The following is a 17,182-nucleotide window of genomic DNA, read 5'->3' on the forward strand; positions in this document are numbered from 1 at the left end:
AATTCTATCAGCTTTAGTTTCATTCAGCTAGCGACAGAGGTTAATATATTGTTAGTATATCTTTTTTGTGCAAGGCTGAATTATTGGGTGAATGATCCATGTCGTGTTGATGATAAGCTTCTGATACTTTTTGATGGGATTGATTAAAGAATCCCATCGAAGGAAGTGGTTGAGCATTTTTTCGTGGAGTAGGTATGGGTTTTTTTATTTTTTTTGAGTTATCATTAACGGATACCACTTGCTTAATGGATTTGATTAAATTCGAAATAACGGAATGTTCCTGTTCCTTTTCCATTACGAAATCCTTTTTAAGCTTATCTACAACATTTTTTAATATGTTACTCAATTCCTCTCTGTCTTTTAAGGTGGCGGGTAAAGTTAAATATTTACTTATATCTTTTTTTAATACTTCGATTTCAGAATGAAGCTTTATGCGATCAAGATCTAATTTAAAATTTTCATTTATTAATATTTTAAAATTAATTTCATCATGAATAGCTTTACTTAAATCCCTGTCATAACCATCAAGTTCTATAGTAAAGTTTTTTAGAGTAAACTCTTGAGTCATATTTCGAAGTATGATCGCTTCGATATTCATTTTATATTGATCTTCAAATTCACTGAGTAAGAAAGATTTACGCATGGTTTTAAAATTTCTTAAATACTTTAAAAAATTGACTATTTCTTCTCGAGCTCGATTGCTCTGGCGATATTTATTAAAAGCGGGTATTTGTTCAGCTGCCAATGCTAATTGTAGCTTTCTAGCAATAATAAATCCTGAAAACCTCTTAACATCATCGCCATTAGCGATATAACTTTGTGTAAAAAATTGAATAAGTTCATCAGGCAATGAAATAATACGCAATATAGTTTGATATAATTCATTTTTAAAATCGGGACTTTGATTGATCTTTTTGTCTAATTCTGTGGGTTCTTTTTTTATGGCACGCTTTTTTTTCAAGCTCCATTGAATTTGCTGCAACCAATTACAAGCTTCATAGTTGACTAAATTAGGCAGTGCTTCCAGGTCGGCTTGGGTAATGTCGAGATTTTTCCCTTCATGGAGATACTTAAACCTAGGATTTAATTTAATAAAACTTAAACCCCCATCAATTTTAATAACGTGTCCATACGCATCTACACCTACATTACCGGCTTTAAGATCGACTTCATTTGTGCATAAGGCTAAGGCTTGTACAGTGGGCAATCCTGTAATGCCACGATCGAGTACCAATTGATGGTTTTTTGGGAATAAAAAAAATTGTTCATTAAAATCAGAAATTTTTTTAGAGAGTACATGATATTCGAGCATTCCAGTTTTTGTTTTTGATATTGCTCTGCGAGTTTTTGGTTGCTGAGGATATATCAAGCGATAAAATTCTTGGGCAAGCGTTTCGATTATCGCTTCGTTTCTATTTGATCCTAGATATTTGATATACCAGATACTTTTTCTATGCCCATTTTTAATTTTTTCTGTCAAAAAAACGTCATGTGAAAAACCGCCATGATTTTCTAATTTATTTAATAAACTAAAATTATATAAGTCTTTATGGGTTTTTTTTGATATTTTTGGCATAGATACTACTTTTTTTAATTTTTTTCTACAAATGGATATTAATAAACATTTATTAAATAAACCTTAATAGATCTGATTTAATAAATATGAAAATAAAAAAATGCCGATATAAATGTTAAATAAAACTTAAATTTAAGTTTGATGGAAAAAGCTAATTATTATTTAACTAGCTAATAAGTACGTTCGCTAGCAAAGTTTGCTAATTGGGCTAGTGCTTGACGGTAGACTGAATCAGGAATGACAGCTAAGTGCATCAAGGCTTGTTGAATATGATGTTGAGCAAGATTACGCGTATACTCGATGGCTAGTGTCGCTTGCATGATGTCTATAATAGACGTTAAATGTTGTTGACTGCCCTGCGTCAATGCTGCTCGTATAAGCTCTGCTTGCTCAGCGTTGGCATGTTGTAAAGCATAGATTAAGGGGAGTGTCGGTTTACCTTCAGCTAAATCATCGCCTAAGTTTTTGCCGAGTTCTAGACTGGTTCCAGAATAATCGAGTGCGTCATCAATCAGTTGAAAGGCGATACCTAGATGCGCACCATAATTAGCCATGCCTGAAATTTCAGCTTCGGGACATGCAGTTAGAATTGCAGGTTGTTCTGCGGCGATAGAAAAAAGTACCCCCGTTTTTCCTTGGATAATTTTTAAGCAATATTCTTCATCAACATTGGCATTATGACAGCTGAGCATTTGTAAAATTTCAGCTTGGGATAGTGTGTTGGTGGCGTCAGCCAGCGATCGGAGGACACGTGAATTGTCGATTTGACTAATCAATTGAAAGGCACGCGAATAAAGAAAATCGCCAACTAGAACGCTGGCCGAATTACCCCATAAGCTGTTGGCAGTTTTTTTGCCACGTCGTAGCTCAGACCCATCAATAACATCATCATGTAATAAGGTAGCGGTATGAATGAGCTCTAAACTAGCGGCTAGCTGGATATGTCCCTCGCCTGTATAGCCGAAGGCTTTCGCACTGAGTAGAGCAATCAATGGGCGTAAACGCTTACCCCCGCTATCAATAAGGTGCTTCGCCAACTCTGGTATCAAGGGGATTTCAGAATAAAGGCAATGATCGATGAGTGCATCGACCTGGTTGAGATCGTTCTTAACTAAGGCTGTTATGGGCGCTAAATCCATAGGATTGATTAGGGATGATATGATTAATTTAAAGCCGAATGCTAGGCGGCATAGAAAGGCCTGTCAAGCAACGGGGATTTATTGCATCTTGAGGGGTCCGACTGTATAATGGCCCCGCTTTTAGGATAGTCCTTTAAGTATACTCGCTCTACCAGTAGTTTGGGGGGCTTTTAACCGAGAGATACTATGAGTCAATCTGAAATTGAAATGCGTCATTATGAAATCGTGCTGTTAATTCATCCTGATCAAAGTGATCAGGCTTCTGCCATGGTTCAGCGTTATACGGCCATCGTTAAAAATAGCGGTGGACAGATTCACCGTCTTGAAGATTGGGGTCGTAGACAGCTTTCCTATCCTATTAATAAGCTTCTCAAAGCGCATTATATTCTAATGAATATTGAGTGCGGAAAAGAAGCGATGGCTGAACTCAGCGATAATTTTCGCTTTAATGATGCCGTGTTACGTCAGCTTACTATTCAAGTCGATCGGGCAATTACTGAAATGTCTCCTATGGCAAAAGCTAAAGAAATGCATGGCCACGAAAATAGACGAGAGTATTCCAGAGAGACCGAAGTTGAAGGAAGATCGGTTTAACTGATACTACCTTGTATGCTGCCTAAGCTTTTTTTAATTATTAGATGAGTAGATTATGAACAATTACCAAAATAGACGCCGCAAGCATTGCCGAATTTCTGCCGAAGGTACAGAGGTCGATTATAAAGATATCCCTCTTTTAAAAAATCATCTTACGGAGACAGCTAAAATAGTTCCCAGTCGCACGACAGGAACCTCGGCCTCCGTTCAGCGCTTGATAACGCAAGCGATTAAGCGGGCACGTTTTTTAGGTTTACTTCCTTATTGTGATAAACATCAAAACATGGGCTAATGTGTTTTGAGAGGATTGTGAATTGAGCGGTAATACAGACAAAAATTCAAGTGCGATGGGCATATTGCATCGCTTTGCAAGCTATGTCATGCGTGGCCGCCGCCAGGCGGTTATAGTAGGATTACTATTTACTATTCTTCCTTTATTTGGTTGGGTCAGTAATGTCATCGTTGCTTTGGTTACTTTACGTAAAGGCGCTAAAGAAGGGGCTATCGTATTATTGTGGATTATTTTACCGGCGGTAGTTGTCGCTAGTTTAGGTAATCGTTTAATTATTTTGTATGGAATTATTGGCGGCAGCTTATTTACTTATGTGTTAGCCTTAGTGTTGCGCCAAACACAGAGTTGGAAAGCGGTATTAACAACAAGTCTGTTGCTAGGTTTATTGGCGGTGCTGTTGGTACATTTGTGGATGCCCAATATCACAGAGGTATGGATAAATCAGTTCGACCATTATGCTTTATTGGTTAAAAATCAATTTGATGTAGCGGTTAATGCAGCGCATTTAGATTTTTTTGCCAAGTTTGCTACGGGTTTTCAAGTGGCGTTTATTTCCTTGTCGGTACTTATTAATTTAATACTTGCACGAGGGTTCCAGTCAATGCTATACAATCCCGGCCAACTTCGCCCTGAGTTAAAAAGTGTTCGGCTTAGCCTATGGGAAGTACTGATTCTTTTAGTCCTAGGCGTATTGAGTTTCTTAGACATGGTGATGGCGCAGGATGCTTTACCTGTGGTGGGACTCATTTTTGCATTGGCGGGTTTAAGTGTTATTCATGCGCTGGCAGATTTAAGAAACGTGGCTAATAAATGGATTTTTTTATTTTATGTATTATTGGCAGTTTTTTTCCCTTATGTAGCTGCTGCGCTGATAATATTCGCAATAATTGATAGCGTGCTAAATTTACGCTACCGATTAAATAGAGTTAACAAGTGAATTGAATTTTGAGGTTTATTTTTTTATGGCACAAGTGATTTTATTAGAAAAAATACATTCTTTAGGGGATTTGGGGCAGCAGGTTACGGTGCGCAATGGTTATGCGCGCAACTATTTAATCCCGCACGCCAAGGCGGTACCCGCTAATAAGGAAACTATCGCTGAATTCGAAATCAAGCGTGCAGAGTTAGAAAAAATTGCACAAGAAAAATTACAAGTCGCAGAAACACGCGCAGCGGCGATCAATGCTTTAGCATTAACCATACCGGTCAAGTCAGCCGAAGAAGGTCGTTTATATGGATCTATTGGTGTGTCTGAATTAGTTCGAGCAGCAGATGCCGCAGGCGTCGCACTTGAAAAGAGTGAAATTCGCTTACCTAATGGTCCTTTACGTCAATTAGGCGAACATGAAATTTCAGTGCAATTACACAGCGATGTTATCGCTATGCTGAAAGTAAATATTGTTGCAGAAGAATAAATCAGCTGACCAGTATATACTCACAGCAATTGGATTTTTGGCAAGGCCGCGAGAATGAAGCAACCGGAATGTATTTATGATACATGAGGATGTTGAGCGGCAACATAGAAAAAAATTCCAATGCAAAGAGTATAACAAGGATGTTGTATTTTGAAGGGTATCCTATTATTGATAGGAATAGGCGATTCTTGCTATGCAAAAAACCGATCATCTTAAATTACCTCCGCACTCACTGGAAGCCGAGCAATCGGTTTTAGGTGGCTTAATGCTGGATAATCAAGCATGGGATAGGGTTGCGGATAAATTAAAAGAAAAGGATTTTTATCTCTTATCACACCGCATTCTATTTCGTACTATTGTCAGTTTTGCCAATCATGCTAAGCCTTTTGATGTTGTCACACTCACCGATGCTTTAAAAAGTTCGAATGAATTAATAGAGATCGGCGGTGATCTTTATTTATTTGAATTGGTACGTAATACACCGAGTGCCGCCAATATCGTTGCTTACGCGGATATCGTACGAGAACGTTCGGTTTTGCGCCAATTAATTAGTATTGCATCTGAAATCACTGAAAATGCTTTCATGCCTGAAGGCCGGTCGATTACTGAGCTCGTGGATGAGGCTGAGCGAAAGGTATTTCAAATTTCTGATCAAGGTGCACGTGGTAGTGGACCCCTTAGAATTAGCGACTTTTTGGCAAAAGCTGTCGATAGAATTGATATCTTATTTCATTCCGATCAAGTCATTACCGGACTTTCGACTGCTTACAAAGATCTAGATGAAATGACGTCTGGTTTGCAACCGGCTGATCTCGTGATCGTTGCAGGTCGTCCTTCTATGGGGAAAACAACATTTGCCATGAATATTGCAGAACATGCTGCAATACAAGGCGATAAACCAGTGCTGATTTTTAGTATGGAAATGCCAGGTCAAGCACTAGCAATGCGTATGATGTCGTCGTTAGGACGCATTGATCAGCATAAAATTCGTACTGGAAAATTAAGTGACGAAGATTGGCCTCGAGTGACTTCAGCAGTCAGCATGTTATCTGAAGCAAAAATGTTTATTGACGATACACCCGCGCTAAGTCCCGGAGAAGTACGTGCGCGTGCACGCCGAGTTGCAAAAGAGCAAGGCACGTTAGGTTTAATTGTTATTGATTATATACAACTGATGCAAGTTCCCGGTATTAAGGAAAATCGTACGACAGAAATATCTGAAATTTCACGTGGATTAAAGGCCTTGGCGAAAGAACTAGATGTTCCGATTATCGCATTGTCGCAATTAAACCGTAGTTTGGAACAACGCGCCGATAAAAGACCGGTGATGTCTGATTTGCGGGATTCAGGTGCGATAGAACAAGATGCGGATTTGATTATTTTTATTTATCGTGACGAAGTTTACAATGAAGGCAGTCCGGATAAAGGTAGCGCAGAAATTATTATTGCCAAACAACGTAATGGGCCTACTGGTAAAGTAAGACTGACTTTCTTAGGGAAATATACGCGTTTCGAAAATTTTGCAGCGCAACGTTATCATGCTGAGAATTATGCATGAGCAGACCGTTTACTGTAGAGCTTGATTTAGCTGCGCTACGTCATAATGTTAAACGGGTACGTGATATTGCTCCACAATCCCAAATATTGGCTATGGTTAAGGCAAATGCCTATGGACACGGTTTAATTTCCATAGCGAAGGCATTAACCGATGTCGAGGGTTTCGGTGTTTCCTGTTCAGAAGAAGCATTGTATTTACGTCAAGCGGGACTAAAACAGCGTGTAGTGTTAATGGAAGGTTTGTTTTCCAAGGATGAAATTCCCTTATTAACTGATTATGAACTCGATACGGTCATTCACGATCGTAACCAATTAAATTTATTAACTGAACATCCCTTACCAAATACCATTAATGTATGGTTGAAAATAAATACCGGAATGAATCGTTTAGGTTTTTCGCCACATGATTTTGCAACAGTTTTGCAAAAATTGGCGCTTTGTCCTTGGCTGAATATCGTGTGTGTGATGACACATTTTGCTAGCGCGGATAAATCGGAAGATACAACGACTAAGAGTCAAATAAAACAATTTGAACAAACCATTAAAGGGTATAAATTCCCCACCAGCTTAGCTAATTCGGCTGCAATTTTATCTTTTCCTGGAGTTCATGCTGATTGGGTGCGTCCAGGTTTAATGCTATACGGCGTTTCACCTTTTGCAGATTCTTCTGGTGCGCAGCATTCACTAAAACCGGTAATGACTTTAAAATCTGAAATTATTTCTATTCATCAATTAGAATCAGGTGATAGAGTGGGATATGGAGGCACATGGATAGCGCCTAGGCCATTACGTGTTGGAATTGTGGCAATAGGATATGGAGATGGTTATCCACATCGAGCTGAAAGTGGTACGCCTATTTTGGTGAATAACAAACTCAGTGAATTGATAGGACAAGTTTCCATGGATATGCTGACAGTCAATTTGTCGAATCAACGGGATGCCAAGATAGGTGACCCCGTTGTGTTATGGGGAACAGGTCTTCCGTTAGAACAAGTGGCAGAAAGTACCTCATCTTTTCGTTTTGAATTATTATGTGGCATTAATCGAGGACAGTTAGTCCGTACGCGCATTGAGGAAATAAATGATGCAAAAAAAAATGATTAGATGTTTATTCATTTGGATATTTATTTTAAATTTAACGGCGTGTGCTAGCCATCAAATACAAGCACCACAAACACATCTAGAACCGCAGCTAGATAATACTAAGGACATTTTTATTGATCCTTCTATTGCACATTTTATGGGAAATGCCGACCATAGTAAGCTGCAAAATTTAGTGGCAACGGCACAGCCCAAACAATTTATTAGTTGGACTAGTGATACTGGTGCGCGCTTTGTCTTTACCAGTAAAGAAATTTTCGTCAATCCCGAAGGACAAGGCTGTAGAGATTATGAAATACAGTTAATTCGTGGTTTTTTTGAACATCCTTCTTTTAATTACACAGCATGCCGAAATAACCAAGGGGTATGGCAAGTTATCAGCCATTAGCTTTTTAAGTATTTACGATCTTGTCATTGTGAGCACCGTAGGTGCGTGGCAATCTAGGAAATACGAAACTGATGGATGGCCACGCTCATTACATTCGCTCGCCATGACGATAAATTTTATGTACTCCATGAAAATATGAAAAAGAAAAAACATTTTTTGCAAAAATTTTTATTTATTATTTTTTATCTAGTTAGTGCGCCAATACTTGCTAATGAAAATAATAATGCAATTCAAACTTCAGAACTATGGGTTGATTTGACTCACCCTAAGGTTCTTTATGCTAAAAATGAGCAATTACGTTTAATTCCTGGGTCGGTGACGAAACTTTTTATTGCCGCCAGTGCATTAACGGACTGGGGTGCTAGACATACTTTTTTTACGCAAGTTTATGCAAGAGGGCACTTTACAGCAGGCGTATTATACGGAGATTTAGTTCTTTATGGTTTGGGTGACCCTGAGTTTACCAATGAAAAAATGTGGAGCTTAGTTAATAATCTACAACAAGTAGGTTTAAAGAAAATTACTGGAAACGTAATCGTTAATACGTCTTATTTTGGAAAGATCATTTTCAGCGATCCGGATCGGATGCTAGCAAAAACTCATTCAAAAGTAGCCTACGATGGCTTACCTTCTTCTTCAGGAACCGATTTTGGAAACATAGCTATTTATATTTCACCGTCAAAAGTAGGTGATGCCGCAATAATAAAAATTTTACCTTATTCTTTAAATAACCTCATACTGAAAGGATCTGTACAAACCATTTCTGGAAAAAATAATACCATTCAACTTAACCGTGTTACTCAGAATAAACAAGAAATTTTAATTATTTCGGGACAATTAGGCGTGCAAAATAAGCCGCTTACTATTTATCGTTCAGTAGGCGATCCCAATTTAACAACGGCAAATTTGTTAAGCGCTTTTTTGCAAGCAGCGGATATCAGTTTAAATGGTAAAACGCGTGTTGAAGCCAGTCCTTTATTACCAACAGACAGTTTGTTAACGCAGATATCCAGTGATCCACTGATTCATTCTGTGCAAGATATGTTATTTTACTCTAACAATTATATTGCAGAGATGTTGATGCTAGATTTGTGGCGAGACAGTCAAACGAAATCAGTTGCATCAGTGGAGTTAAGTGATGCGACTCAATTACTTTTTCAAAATTATAAACCAATGTTGGCAACGACAAATTTTATCACTAAGAACCGAGATGGTTTGCCTGTGTTTAAAAATGCTAGCGGATTAACACCATTTAATCAATTATCAGCCAGCGATCTTATTATTTTACTAGAAGGAATGTATAAAAATAAACGCGATTTTCCTATCTATTATGGAAGTTTAGTGATGCCAGGCCAGCAAAAAATTTGGCGTGAAATGTTTACTGCTCAGCATCCTTGGATGCAATGGTCAAGTTTTAAAACAGGTTATCTTACTGTACCGAAATCTGTGTATACCATGGCCGGTTATTTCAGTATGAAAAATGGTGATTTAGGAGCGTTTGCAGTGTTATTTAATGCGCCACCACCGGAAAAAAATAACAATGGAAACTTACACAAACAATTTATTCAACATCTAGATCATCAATTCCAGATGTACCATTAGCGGAGAAGGTCAACCACTATAGTAAATTTGTTTCTCTGTTATCACTGCATTTAAAGGAACATCCCAACTTTTTTCAGTGAAGGATGCTAATTTTTGCCATTCATAGGCAAGGCCGAGTAAAAAAGGGCGTGTGGATCTAGGATAATTTAATAAAAAAGCAAAACTGCGATCGTAGAAACCGGCGCCCATCCCTAAGCGCTGTCCTTTTTCAGTAAAACCTACCAGAGGAACTAAAACTAAATCAATATTTTCCGCTGCAATGCAGGCATTTGCAGAGAGAGGAGGTTCTGGAATATTAAAATGATTTTTTTTTAATAAGGTATGCGCTTGATACTCACAGAATACTAATTGTTGTCTTTGTAAAATCGGTAAATAGCAAGTTTGCTTATTTTGCCAGGCTATTTGTATGAGTGCTGATGGATCAATTTCTTTTTGAATGGCTATATAGCTGGCAATCGTTTGGCTTTGTAAAAATAGTGGATGATGACTTAACTGTTCGGTAATGAGAGTTGAAACTTTTTTTTGTTCGTCTAAAGTAATTTTAGCTCGTTGTTGTTGTAATTTCTTGCGAGATAACAGGCGAGTATCCATAGTTTATAATACTAGATTAAAAATATCTGACTCAGCTACGTTTCCTGATCCTGGGATGCAGGTGGGATTAAGTCTACTTACTTTAGGCTTCTTGCTAAGTTGCAAGCTTGCACACCGTAAATAAAGCAACTATCCCTGACTTTATGAAAGTATCGATCGAAAAACTATCGACTGAGTCAGATACCCGACTAGTATAATCTATTTTATAGGCGCGTAAAATATTAACCATCATTGCGAGCACCGTGGGTGCGTGTCAATCCAGATGGCCACGCTCATTACATTCGCTCGCCATGACGGTGATTTTTTATTACACTATTTTTTTATTAAGGTTTGCTTAGCTGTATTAACCCAGCTTAGAATGGTAAAATACCTAAGACTTACTTTCTTTAAAAGAGTACGCCCATGCAAACTCAGGCTAAATCTCCGGCTTTCGACGATTTTTACCATCTTTTGACCCAAGCTGAAGTGGCTACTTCTCCAGCGGAAATACATGGAATGTTATGTGGTTTTGTTTGTGTAGGTCCAAAACTTAATGGTGGTTTTTTAATCGATATTTTATTGAAGCGCCTTGGGACCAGGCCGCCCTTTATGTTGGGGTCGCAGGGTGCCGTTGTTGGTTTGTATGATGCGGCTTGCCGCCAGCTGAGCGGCTTACAAACTTTTCAATTATTATTGCCTGATGAACAGCATGAGTTAGAAGAACGTGCTGAAGCTTTAAGTTTGTGGTGTGAAGGGTTTTTATATGGGTTAGGCTTAGGTGGAAGCTCTATTGAGGATGAAACACCTGATGTGATACACGAAGCCTTATACTGTATCTCTGAGATTGCTAAGCTTGAAATTAATCACTTAGAAGTAACGGAGCTCGATAAATTGGCTTATGATGAAGCGATCGAGTTTATTACACATGCTATTCCCTTGATTTACGAAGAGTTGATTTGTTATTCGGTAGAAGGAAGTACAGGCTCTATGTATCTTCATTAGAAGCCACCTACTGATACTTATCTATGTTTAAGCTTTCGGAGTTGCAGCATCGGCGCCAGCAATTATTATCCCACATTAAGAGTGATGAATTAATTATCTTAATGGCCGCGCCAGATTGTCTGCGTAATGGCGATGTGTTTTATCCCTATCGTCAAAATAGTGATTTCTACTATTTAACTGCGTTTCCTGAACCCGAGACGATTGCTTTACTCATACCTGATAGCAAAGATGGTAAGTTCATATTATTTAATCGTGCTGAGGATCCTGCAGCGGCTATTTGGAATGGTGAGCGTATAGGCCAAACAAGGGCTAGGAAAGAATACGGTGCGCATGAAGCTTATCCTATCGATCAACTTGAAGCCAAGTTGTCCGAATATATCGCTGATACACGTGTCTGTTATCATCTTGGCGATGAGAAACTTAACAACGCTATGTTAACGCGAATTAATAAGTTATTGGCGCGTTTAAAAAAACCACCGACCGAATATGCTAAAAAACTAGTCGATAGTGTCCACGAAATGCGACTTAGAAAAAGTCCAACCGAATTGGATTGCTTGCGTAAGGCGGCGCATATTTCCGGCGAAGCTCATCTGCGTGCAATGCGGGCTTGTCGGCCTGATTTATATGAATATCAGTTAGAAGCTGAATTAATGTATGCATTTTATGAACAAGGGAGTCAAGCCGTGGCTTATCCCAATATTGTTGCGAGTGGAGCGAATAGTTGCATTTTACATTACACGGATAATCGCGCTCAGTTAAAATCCGGAGATTTAGTGTTAATTGATGCGGGGTGTGAGTATCAAAACTACGCTTCAGATATTACTCGCACTTTTCCTGTTAATGGTCGTTTTAATCCAGAACAAAAGGCCATTTATCATATCGTATTAAAAGCACAACAAGCTATCCTAGCGTTGATAAAACCAGGAGTGGCGTGGAATCAATTACAGAAAACTTGTGTGGAGTTTATAACACAAGGTTTAGTGGATTTGGGTTTATTAAAGGGAAAGCTTAACAATCTGATACAGCAAAAGAGCTATCAAAAATTTTATATGCATGGTTGTAGCCATTGGTTAGGTTTAGATGTTCATGATGTAGGATGTTATCGAGTAGAAAAAAAATGGCGTAGCTTAGAGCCGGATATGGTTTTCACGGTAGAACCTGGTATTTACATCAGTCCCGCACCAGATATCGACAAAAAATGGTGGAATATTGGTATCCGAATAGAAGATGATGTGCGAGTGACACAGGAGGCTTGTGAAGTATTGACATCACAAACACCCAAGGATTTGACAGATATTGAAAACATCATGCGAACCTCCTCATGAAACACGATTATGATATTCTCATCGTCGGTGCCGGAGTTGTAGGAACGAGTCTGGCATTAGCTTTATCGCATTTACCGTTGCGTATCGCTTTGATTGAACAATCCCCTTTTAAATCTCTCGATGCTTCTTTACCTCCAGATAGTAAACCTATTGCTTTGAATCTGGCTAGCTTGCGTATTTTACAGACATTAAATGTATGGTCTGCCTTAGAAGCTTACGCAAATCCTATTCACTGCGTACATATTTCGAAATCAGCATGTTTTGCTCAGTCGAGAATTAATGCTAAAGAAATGGGTGTTCCACAATTAGGTGCGGTTATTCCTGCGGCGCGTTTGGGACATGAATTAAGCAAGGCTTTGCTTCAGGCCGCCGCCAGCAAAACTGTGCAAGGAACTTTCGATCTTTACAACCCAGCAAGTTGTGAATCAATTAATCAACATGAAGGTATCTGGCAGGTTGTGTTTAATCATCTTCAAGATGAAAAAAAAATTATTTACCCACGTTTAATTATTGCTGCAGATGGTACGGATTCAACCGTTCGTCGCTTGCTGAATATTGGTTTGAAAATCCGGCCAAGTTTCGAAGTTGCTTTGACAACATGCATAGATATTAGCCGACATCATCAACATATTGCCTATCAGCGCTTTACTCCGCAAGGAATTATTGCTTGCTTACCTTTACCATCTAATAAAATAGGCTTAGTTTGGACTTCCGAACAGCAAACTATTGAAACACTACAAAATTTAACCGAGCCAGAGTTTTTGGAGAATTTACAACAACAATTCTCTTATCGGTTTGGCAAGTTATTACACATGACTAAGCCACAAACCTATCCAGTAAAAAGCTGCATTTCCGAAATCCAAGCGCAAGCAGGTTTAATGCTACTAGGAAATGCCGCGCATACTTTACTTCCTATCGCTGCTCAGGGTCTTAATTTAGGTTTACAAGATATGGCAGAATGCGTGGATGTGATTGGGAATGCTTTGGAGCATGATATAGATTTGGCTGATGCAAGTTTGGCGCTCTCATATCTCAAGTCACGTTTGGCAGCACAGCGACAAATCATCGGTTTTACCGAGCAATTGACACGTTTGCAAACGCGTGGGCCGTTGACTTTCATTTACAATAATGGTCTATTAGCAATGGACTTACTCTCGCCCTGCAAAAGAAATTTATCACGCCGCTTGATGGGAATTCATGGCCGACTTCCACGTTTGATTCGCGGTTTAGCTTTACAAGAAGAAGAATATTAGTATGTCAAAATTTAGATCTATCACCGATAAAAATGCTAAGGTTCTTTATCTGGAAACTAATGCCTTGGGTTCAGATTTATTGGCTACCGCTAAATTAAATAAAGGCACCGCATTTACTGAATCGGAAAGACTGCAATTACGATTACTCGGCAAATTACCCTACAGTATCGAAAGTTTGCAGCAACAAGAACTGCGTGTTTATCAACAATTTTTAAAAAAAGAAAATAATTTAGAAAAACATCTTTTTCTACGTAGTTTGCATCATAGCAATGAGGTGTTGTTTTATAAATTAGTCAGTCAGCATTTAACTGAAATGTTACCTATTCTGTATACACCCACGGTTGGAAAAGCGGTCGAGCAATTTAGTCAGGAATTTCAGCAACCACGCGGTTTATACATCGCTTATCCAGATAGAGAACATATCGATGAAATCCTTGAGAATCGTTTAAATCCCGAAGTAGATATTATTGTCATGACCGATGGTGAAGGCGTATTAGGTATTGGCGATCAAGGTATCGGTGGAATGGATATCTGTATTGCTAAATTGATGGTGTATGTATTGTGTGCGGGTGTTAATCCTAATCGTTTATTACCTATTCAAATCGATGTTGGAACTAACAATGAACAATTGTTAAATGATCCGATGTATTTAGGCTGGCGTCATCCGCGTTTAGCGGGTCAAAAATATGATGACATGATAGAAACGGTTGTCTCAGGTATACAAAGAAAATTACCTCGAGCTTATTTGCATTGGGAAGACTTTGGACGTGAAAATGCACGGCGTAATTTAGAGCGCTATCATGATCAAATGTGTACGTTTAATGATGATATGCAAGGAACCGGTGCTGTGACTTTGGTTGCACTCTTGTCAGCGATACATCGCACCAAAATTCCATTAACCGAACAGCGTGTGGTTATTGTTGGCGCTGGAACGGCAGGCACAGGGATTGCCGATCAACTCTGCGCAGGGATGATGCGGGAAGGCTTATCTAAAGAGGAAGCGTTATCTCGATTTTATTTGGTGGGTAGACATGGTTTGTTACATGAGGCGATGTCGAATCTGACGGCTTTTCAAAAGCCCTATGCGCAACGTTTAATGGGTGAATCAGTCGCTACATTACAATTGTATGATGTGGTACAAAAGTTTAAACCCACGGTATTAATTGGTTGTTCTGGTCAAGGCGGAATTTTCACTGAAGCAATAGTTAAAACCATGGCAGCATCGGTTGAATACCCTATCATTTTTCCTTTATCCAATCCTACTGAAAAGTCAGAAGCAACACCGGATGATTTATTGAATTGGACGGCAGGGCGTGCACTGATTGCTACCGGGAGTCCTTTTGGTCACGTTGATTTTAAAGGTGAAAAGATACCGATTGCGCAATGTAACAATGCGCTCATTTATCCGGGTATAGGTTTGGGCGTCTTGATAGCTCAAGCGACACGCTTGAGTGAAGCTATGCTTTGGGAAGCTTGCAAAGCTTTAAGTAGTTTTGCTAGCAAATCCGATGCAAAAAATGCCTTATTACCGAATTTTGAAGACGTACAAGCTATTAGTCGCTGTATTGCGTTGGCAGTGGCGACACAAGCACGTCATGAAGGATTAGCAAAAGTTAAAGAGTCGGTCGATTTAGCTCAAGAAATCGATCGTCAATTTTGGTATCCAGAATATGTTAACTACCACTATTCACGGTCATTATGACTTTAGACGAACAACCTCGCACTGATTATGACATCGTTATTGTTGGCGCGGGTATCGTCGGCTTGACACTGGCTTGTCATTTAAAGGATCAAGGATTAAGCGTCGCTATAATTAATAAGGACGCTTTTCATAACAAAAAAGCCTCAAGCGTTACATCCGATCTTCGTGTGATTGCTCTTACCTTAGGTTCGCAACAGTTACTCGAGCAATTAAACGTTTGGCAGCGACTTGATAATAAACAACATGCTCCATTCCGTAGTATGCAGGTATGGGAATTCGAACAAGCCGCACGTCTTTTTTTTGATAGCGCTGATGTCGGCGAAGCTTGTTTAGGTCATATCGTAAAGAACGCCGATTTGCAGCAGGCATTATACGCGCAAGCACAAACCGATACTGAATTGACTTGGTTTGCTCCAGAGACAGTAATAGAGTTGCAGATAGAAAAAAGCCAACTGTTAATAAGATTAGCATCTGGAGCAGAAATAAGTACACGCTTAGTAGTTGGCGCTGATGGGCAGGATTCTAACGTTAGAGAATTGGCTGATTTGCAGATTAAATCCACTGATTATGCACAGCGCGCAATCGTTGCGACGGTGCGGACTGAATTGGCGCATAAACAGACTGCAAGACAGATTTTTTTGCCTAATGGCCCCTTGGCTTTTTTACCCTTAAAGGATCCACGTCATTGTTCCATCGTTTGGTCGAATACACCCGAAGAAAGTCAGCGTTTAGCAACGCTAGATGATGAACTTTTTTGTGAGGAGTTAACGCATGCTTTCGAGCAGCGTTTAGGGCAAGTGCTGTCAACCAGCTCACGTTTAAGTTATCCATTAAAGACCCAAGAAGCGGAGCAGTATATAAAATCGGGTATTGCCTTAATTGGAGATGCAGCGCATAGCATTCATCCCCTAGCTGGACAGGGTGCTAATTTAGGCTTGGCCGATGCGCATTGTTTAGCGAAAGTGATCATAGAAGCTAAACAGAAGCACCGATCGCTAGGTGCATACCATACTTTACGTCGTTATGAGCGAGAGCGTCGTTTTCATAATCGCGTAATGATGGGTGGTGTTGATGGAATTAAACATTTATTTGCTACCAGCAATCCGATTGTTCAGAAAACGCGGCAATTCGGATTAGGCATGATCAATAATGTCGATTGTTTGAAAAATGTTATCGCTCGATATGCGATGGGGAATCCTAGTATTTAAGCGCCGGGCGCAGGTCTACTATATTGTTCAATTGCTTGATGGGGCGTTTTCTCAGGAAGCATGTTAAAAACTTCGTTGATGGCGGTTAAATTTTTTCGTAATCTTTGTAGATCGACTTCTGCAGCAGCGTTAGAAAAAAAGGTTCTTTTTGGAGTAGAAACACGAGGATTAATCAAAACTTTAATCTCAGTGAATTCTTCAATAATCCTTTTCACACGAATACTTAAGGGAGAGTTTTCACAAGTAGAAGCGTTAAATTCGCTGAGAGCTTTTCTGCTTGAGTTTATAAATTCGTTGATGCGTAAGTCTTGTAACTCTTTTAAAAGATCAGAATTAATGTGAGATCTTTTAGATATGGGGTCAATTATTTGGTTAATTTTCTCCTTAAGTAAAAAAGCAATTTCTAGAATAATGACTAATTTTTGTTCGACTGGAACCGTTTGCATAAGTTTTTTCTG

17 protein-coding genes and 1 other RNA gene are annotated in these 17,182 nt (G+C 39.1%); 13 read left to right on the forward strand and 5 right to left on the reverse strand.

The genetic code is table 11. The features are described 5' to 3' along the window. Window positions 1-40: 40 nt before the first annotated feature. Both AAHH40_RS02395 and AAHH40_RS02400 read right to left on the reverse strand, forming a co-directional pair. On the reverse strand, window positions 41-1,576 hold the full coding sequence (locus tag AAHH40_RS02395) for a hypothetical protein (RefSeq protein WP_342220531.1): 1,536 nt from the start codon (window positions 1,574-1,576) through the stop codon (window positions 41-43). A 170-nt stretch (window positions 1,577-1,746) separates the two neighbouring features. Next, entirely contained in the window at window positions 1,747-2,715 is a 969-nt protein-coding gene (locus AAHH40_RS02400) for a polyprenyl synthetase family protein (protein ID WP_342220532.1), read from the reverse strand. Window positions 2,716-2,922: 207 nt separating this feature from the next. Between AAHH40_RS02400 and rpsF the strand changes: the two genes are divergently transcribed. From rpsF to dacB, 8 genes are all read left to right on the forward strand, one after another. After that, window positions 2,923-3,309, forward strand: a complete 387-nt coding sequence (rpsF, locus tag AAHH40_RS02405) for a 30S ribosomal protein S6 (protein WP_342220785.1) — start codon at window positions 2,923-2,925, stop codon at window positions 3,307-3,309. A gap of 55 nt (window positions 3,310-3,364) precedes the next feature. Then, window positions 3,365-3,601, forward strand: a complete 237-nt coding sequence (gene rpsR / locus AAHH40_RS02410; RefSeq protein WP_342146957.1) for a 30S ribosomal protein S18 — start codon at window positions 3,365-3,367, stop codon at window positions 3,599-3,601. A gap of 22 nt (window positions 3,602-3,623) precedes the next feature. Further along, on the forward strand, window positions 3,624-4,538 hold the full coding sequence (locus AAHH40_RS02415; RefSeq protein ID WP_342220533.1) for a DUF2232 domain-containing protein: 915 nt from the start codon (window positions 3,624-3,626) through the stop codon (window positions 4,536-4,538). 25 nt (window positions 4,539-4,563) lie between these two features. Next, window positions 4,564-5,016: a 50S ribosomal protein L9 gene (gene rplI / locus AAHH40_RS02420; RefSeq protein ID WP_342220534.1), complete on the forward strand. Its 453-nt coding sequence runs from the start codon at window positions 4,564-4,566 to the stop codon at window positions 5,014-5,016. Window positions 5,017-5,209: 193 nt separating this feature from the next. Continuing rightward, entirely contained in the window at window positions 5,210-6,574 is a 1,365-nt protein-coding gene (gene dnaB / locus AAHH40_RS02425) for a replicative DNA helicase (protein ID WP_342220535.1), read from the forward strand. Next, window positions 6,571-7,677, forward strand: a complete 1,107-nt coding sequence (gene alr, locus AAHH40_RS02430; protein ID WP_342220536.1) for an alanine racemase — start codon at window positions 6,571-6,573, stop codon at window positions 7,675-7,677. The genes dnaB and alr overlap by 4 nt, the downstream gene beginning before the upstream one ends. After that, on the forward strand, window positions 7,655-8,062 hold the full coding sequence (locus tag AAHH40_RS02435) for a hypothetical protein (RefSeq protein WP_342220537.1): 408 nt from the start codon (window positions 7,655-7,657) through the stop codon (window positions 8,060-8,062). Before alr ends, AAHH40_RS02435 begins: the two co-directional genes overlap by 23 nt. A 135-nt stretch (window positions 8,063-8,197) precedes the next feature. After that, the gene (dacB, locus tag AAHH40_RS02440) at window positions 8,198-9,664 is read left to right on the forward strand and encodes a D-alanyl-D-alanine carboxypeptidase/D-alanyl-D-alanine endopeptidase (protein WP_342220538.1); all 1,467 of its coding nucleotides are present in this window, start codon (window positions 8,198-8,200) and stop codon (window positions 9,662-9,664) included. A 9-nt stretch (window positions 9,665-9,673) separates the two neighbouring features. On the opposite strand, the gene AAHH40_RS02445 is transcribed toward dacB, so the two are convergent. Both AAHH40_RS02445 and ssrS read right to left on the reverse strand, forming a co-directional pair. Then, window positions 9,674-10,255, reverse strand: coding sequence for a 5-formyltetrahydrofolate cyclo-ligase (locus AAHH40_RS02445; RefSeq protein ID WP_342220539.1), 582 nt, complete (start codon window positions 10,253-10,255; stop codon window positions 9,674-9,676). Between the two features lie 19 nt (window positions 10,256-10,274). After that, a non-coding RNA gene (gene ssrS, locus AAHH40_RS02450) (6S RNA) lies at window positions 10,275-10,441 on the reverse strand. Window positions 10,442-10,657: 216 nt separating this feature from the next. Here ssrS and AAHH40_RS02455 point away from each other — a divergent pair. From AAHH40_RS02455 to AAHH40_RS02475, 5 genes are read left to right on the forward strand one after another with little or no spacing between them, the layout of a single operon-like run. After that, a complete protein-coding gene (locus tag AAHH40_RS02455; protein ID WP_342220540.1) occupies window positions 10,658-11,236 on the forward strand; it encodes a UPF0149 family protein in 579 nt (192 codons plus the stop codon). A 23-nt stretch (window positions 11,237-11,259) separates the two neighbouring features. Continuing rightward, entirely contained in the window at window positions 11,260-12,561 is a 1,302-nt protein-coding gene (locus tag AAHH40_RS02460) for an aminopeptidase P N-terminal domain-containing protein (protein WP_342220541.1), read from the forward strand. Then, a complete protein-coding gene (locus tag AAHH40_RS02465; RefSeq protein ID WP_342220542.1) occupies window positions 12,558-13,814 on the forward strand; it encodes an FAD-dependent monooxygenase in 1,257 nt (418 codons plus the stop codon). The genes AAHH40_RS02460 and AAHH40_RS02465 overlap by 4 nt, the downstream gene beginning before the upstream one ends. Before the next feature lies 1 nt (window position 13,815). Then, complete coding sequence (locus AAHH40_RS02470; RefSeq protein WP_342220543.1) at window positions 13,816-15,516, forward strand: NAD-dependent malic enzyme; 1,701 nt, start codon at window positions 13,816-13,818, stop codon at window positions 15,514-15,516. Then, the gene (locus AAHH40_RS02475; RefSeq protein WP_342220544.1) at window positions 15,513-16,724 is read left to right on the forward strand and encodes a UbiH/UbiF/VisC/COQ6 family ubiquinone biosynthesis hydroxylase; all 1,212 of its coding nucleotides are present in this window, start codon (window positions 15,513-15,515) and stop codon (window positions 16,722-16,724) included. The genes AAHH40_RS02470 and AAHH40_RS02475 overlap by 4 nt, the downstream gene beginning before the upstream one ends. Here AAHH40_RS02475 and AAHH40_RS02480 read toward each other — a convergent pair. Further along, window positions 16,721-17,170 (reverse strand): hypothetical protein, encoded by a 450-nt coding sequence (locus AAHH40_RS02480; RefSeq protein ID WP_342220545.1) that lies wholly within the window; start codon window positions 17,168-17,170, stop codon window positions 16,721-16,723. The genes AAHH40_RS02475 and AAHH40_RS02480 overlap by 4 nt on opposite strands. Between the last annotated feature and the right edge of the window lie 12 nt (window positions 17,171-17,182).

Origin of the sequence: Rickettsiella endosymbiont of Miltochrista miniata (genome assembly GCF_964031245.1) — a bacterium.
In the GTDB taxonomy this organism is placed as follows: domain Bacteria; phylum Pseudomonadota; class Gammaproteobacteria; order Diplorickettsiales; family Diplorickettsiaceae; genus Aquirickettsiella.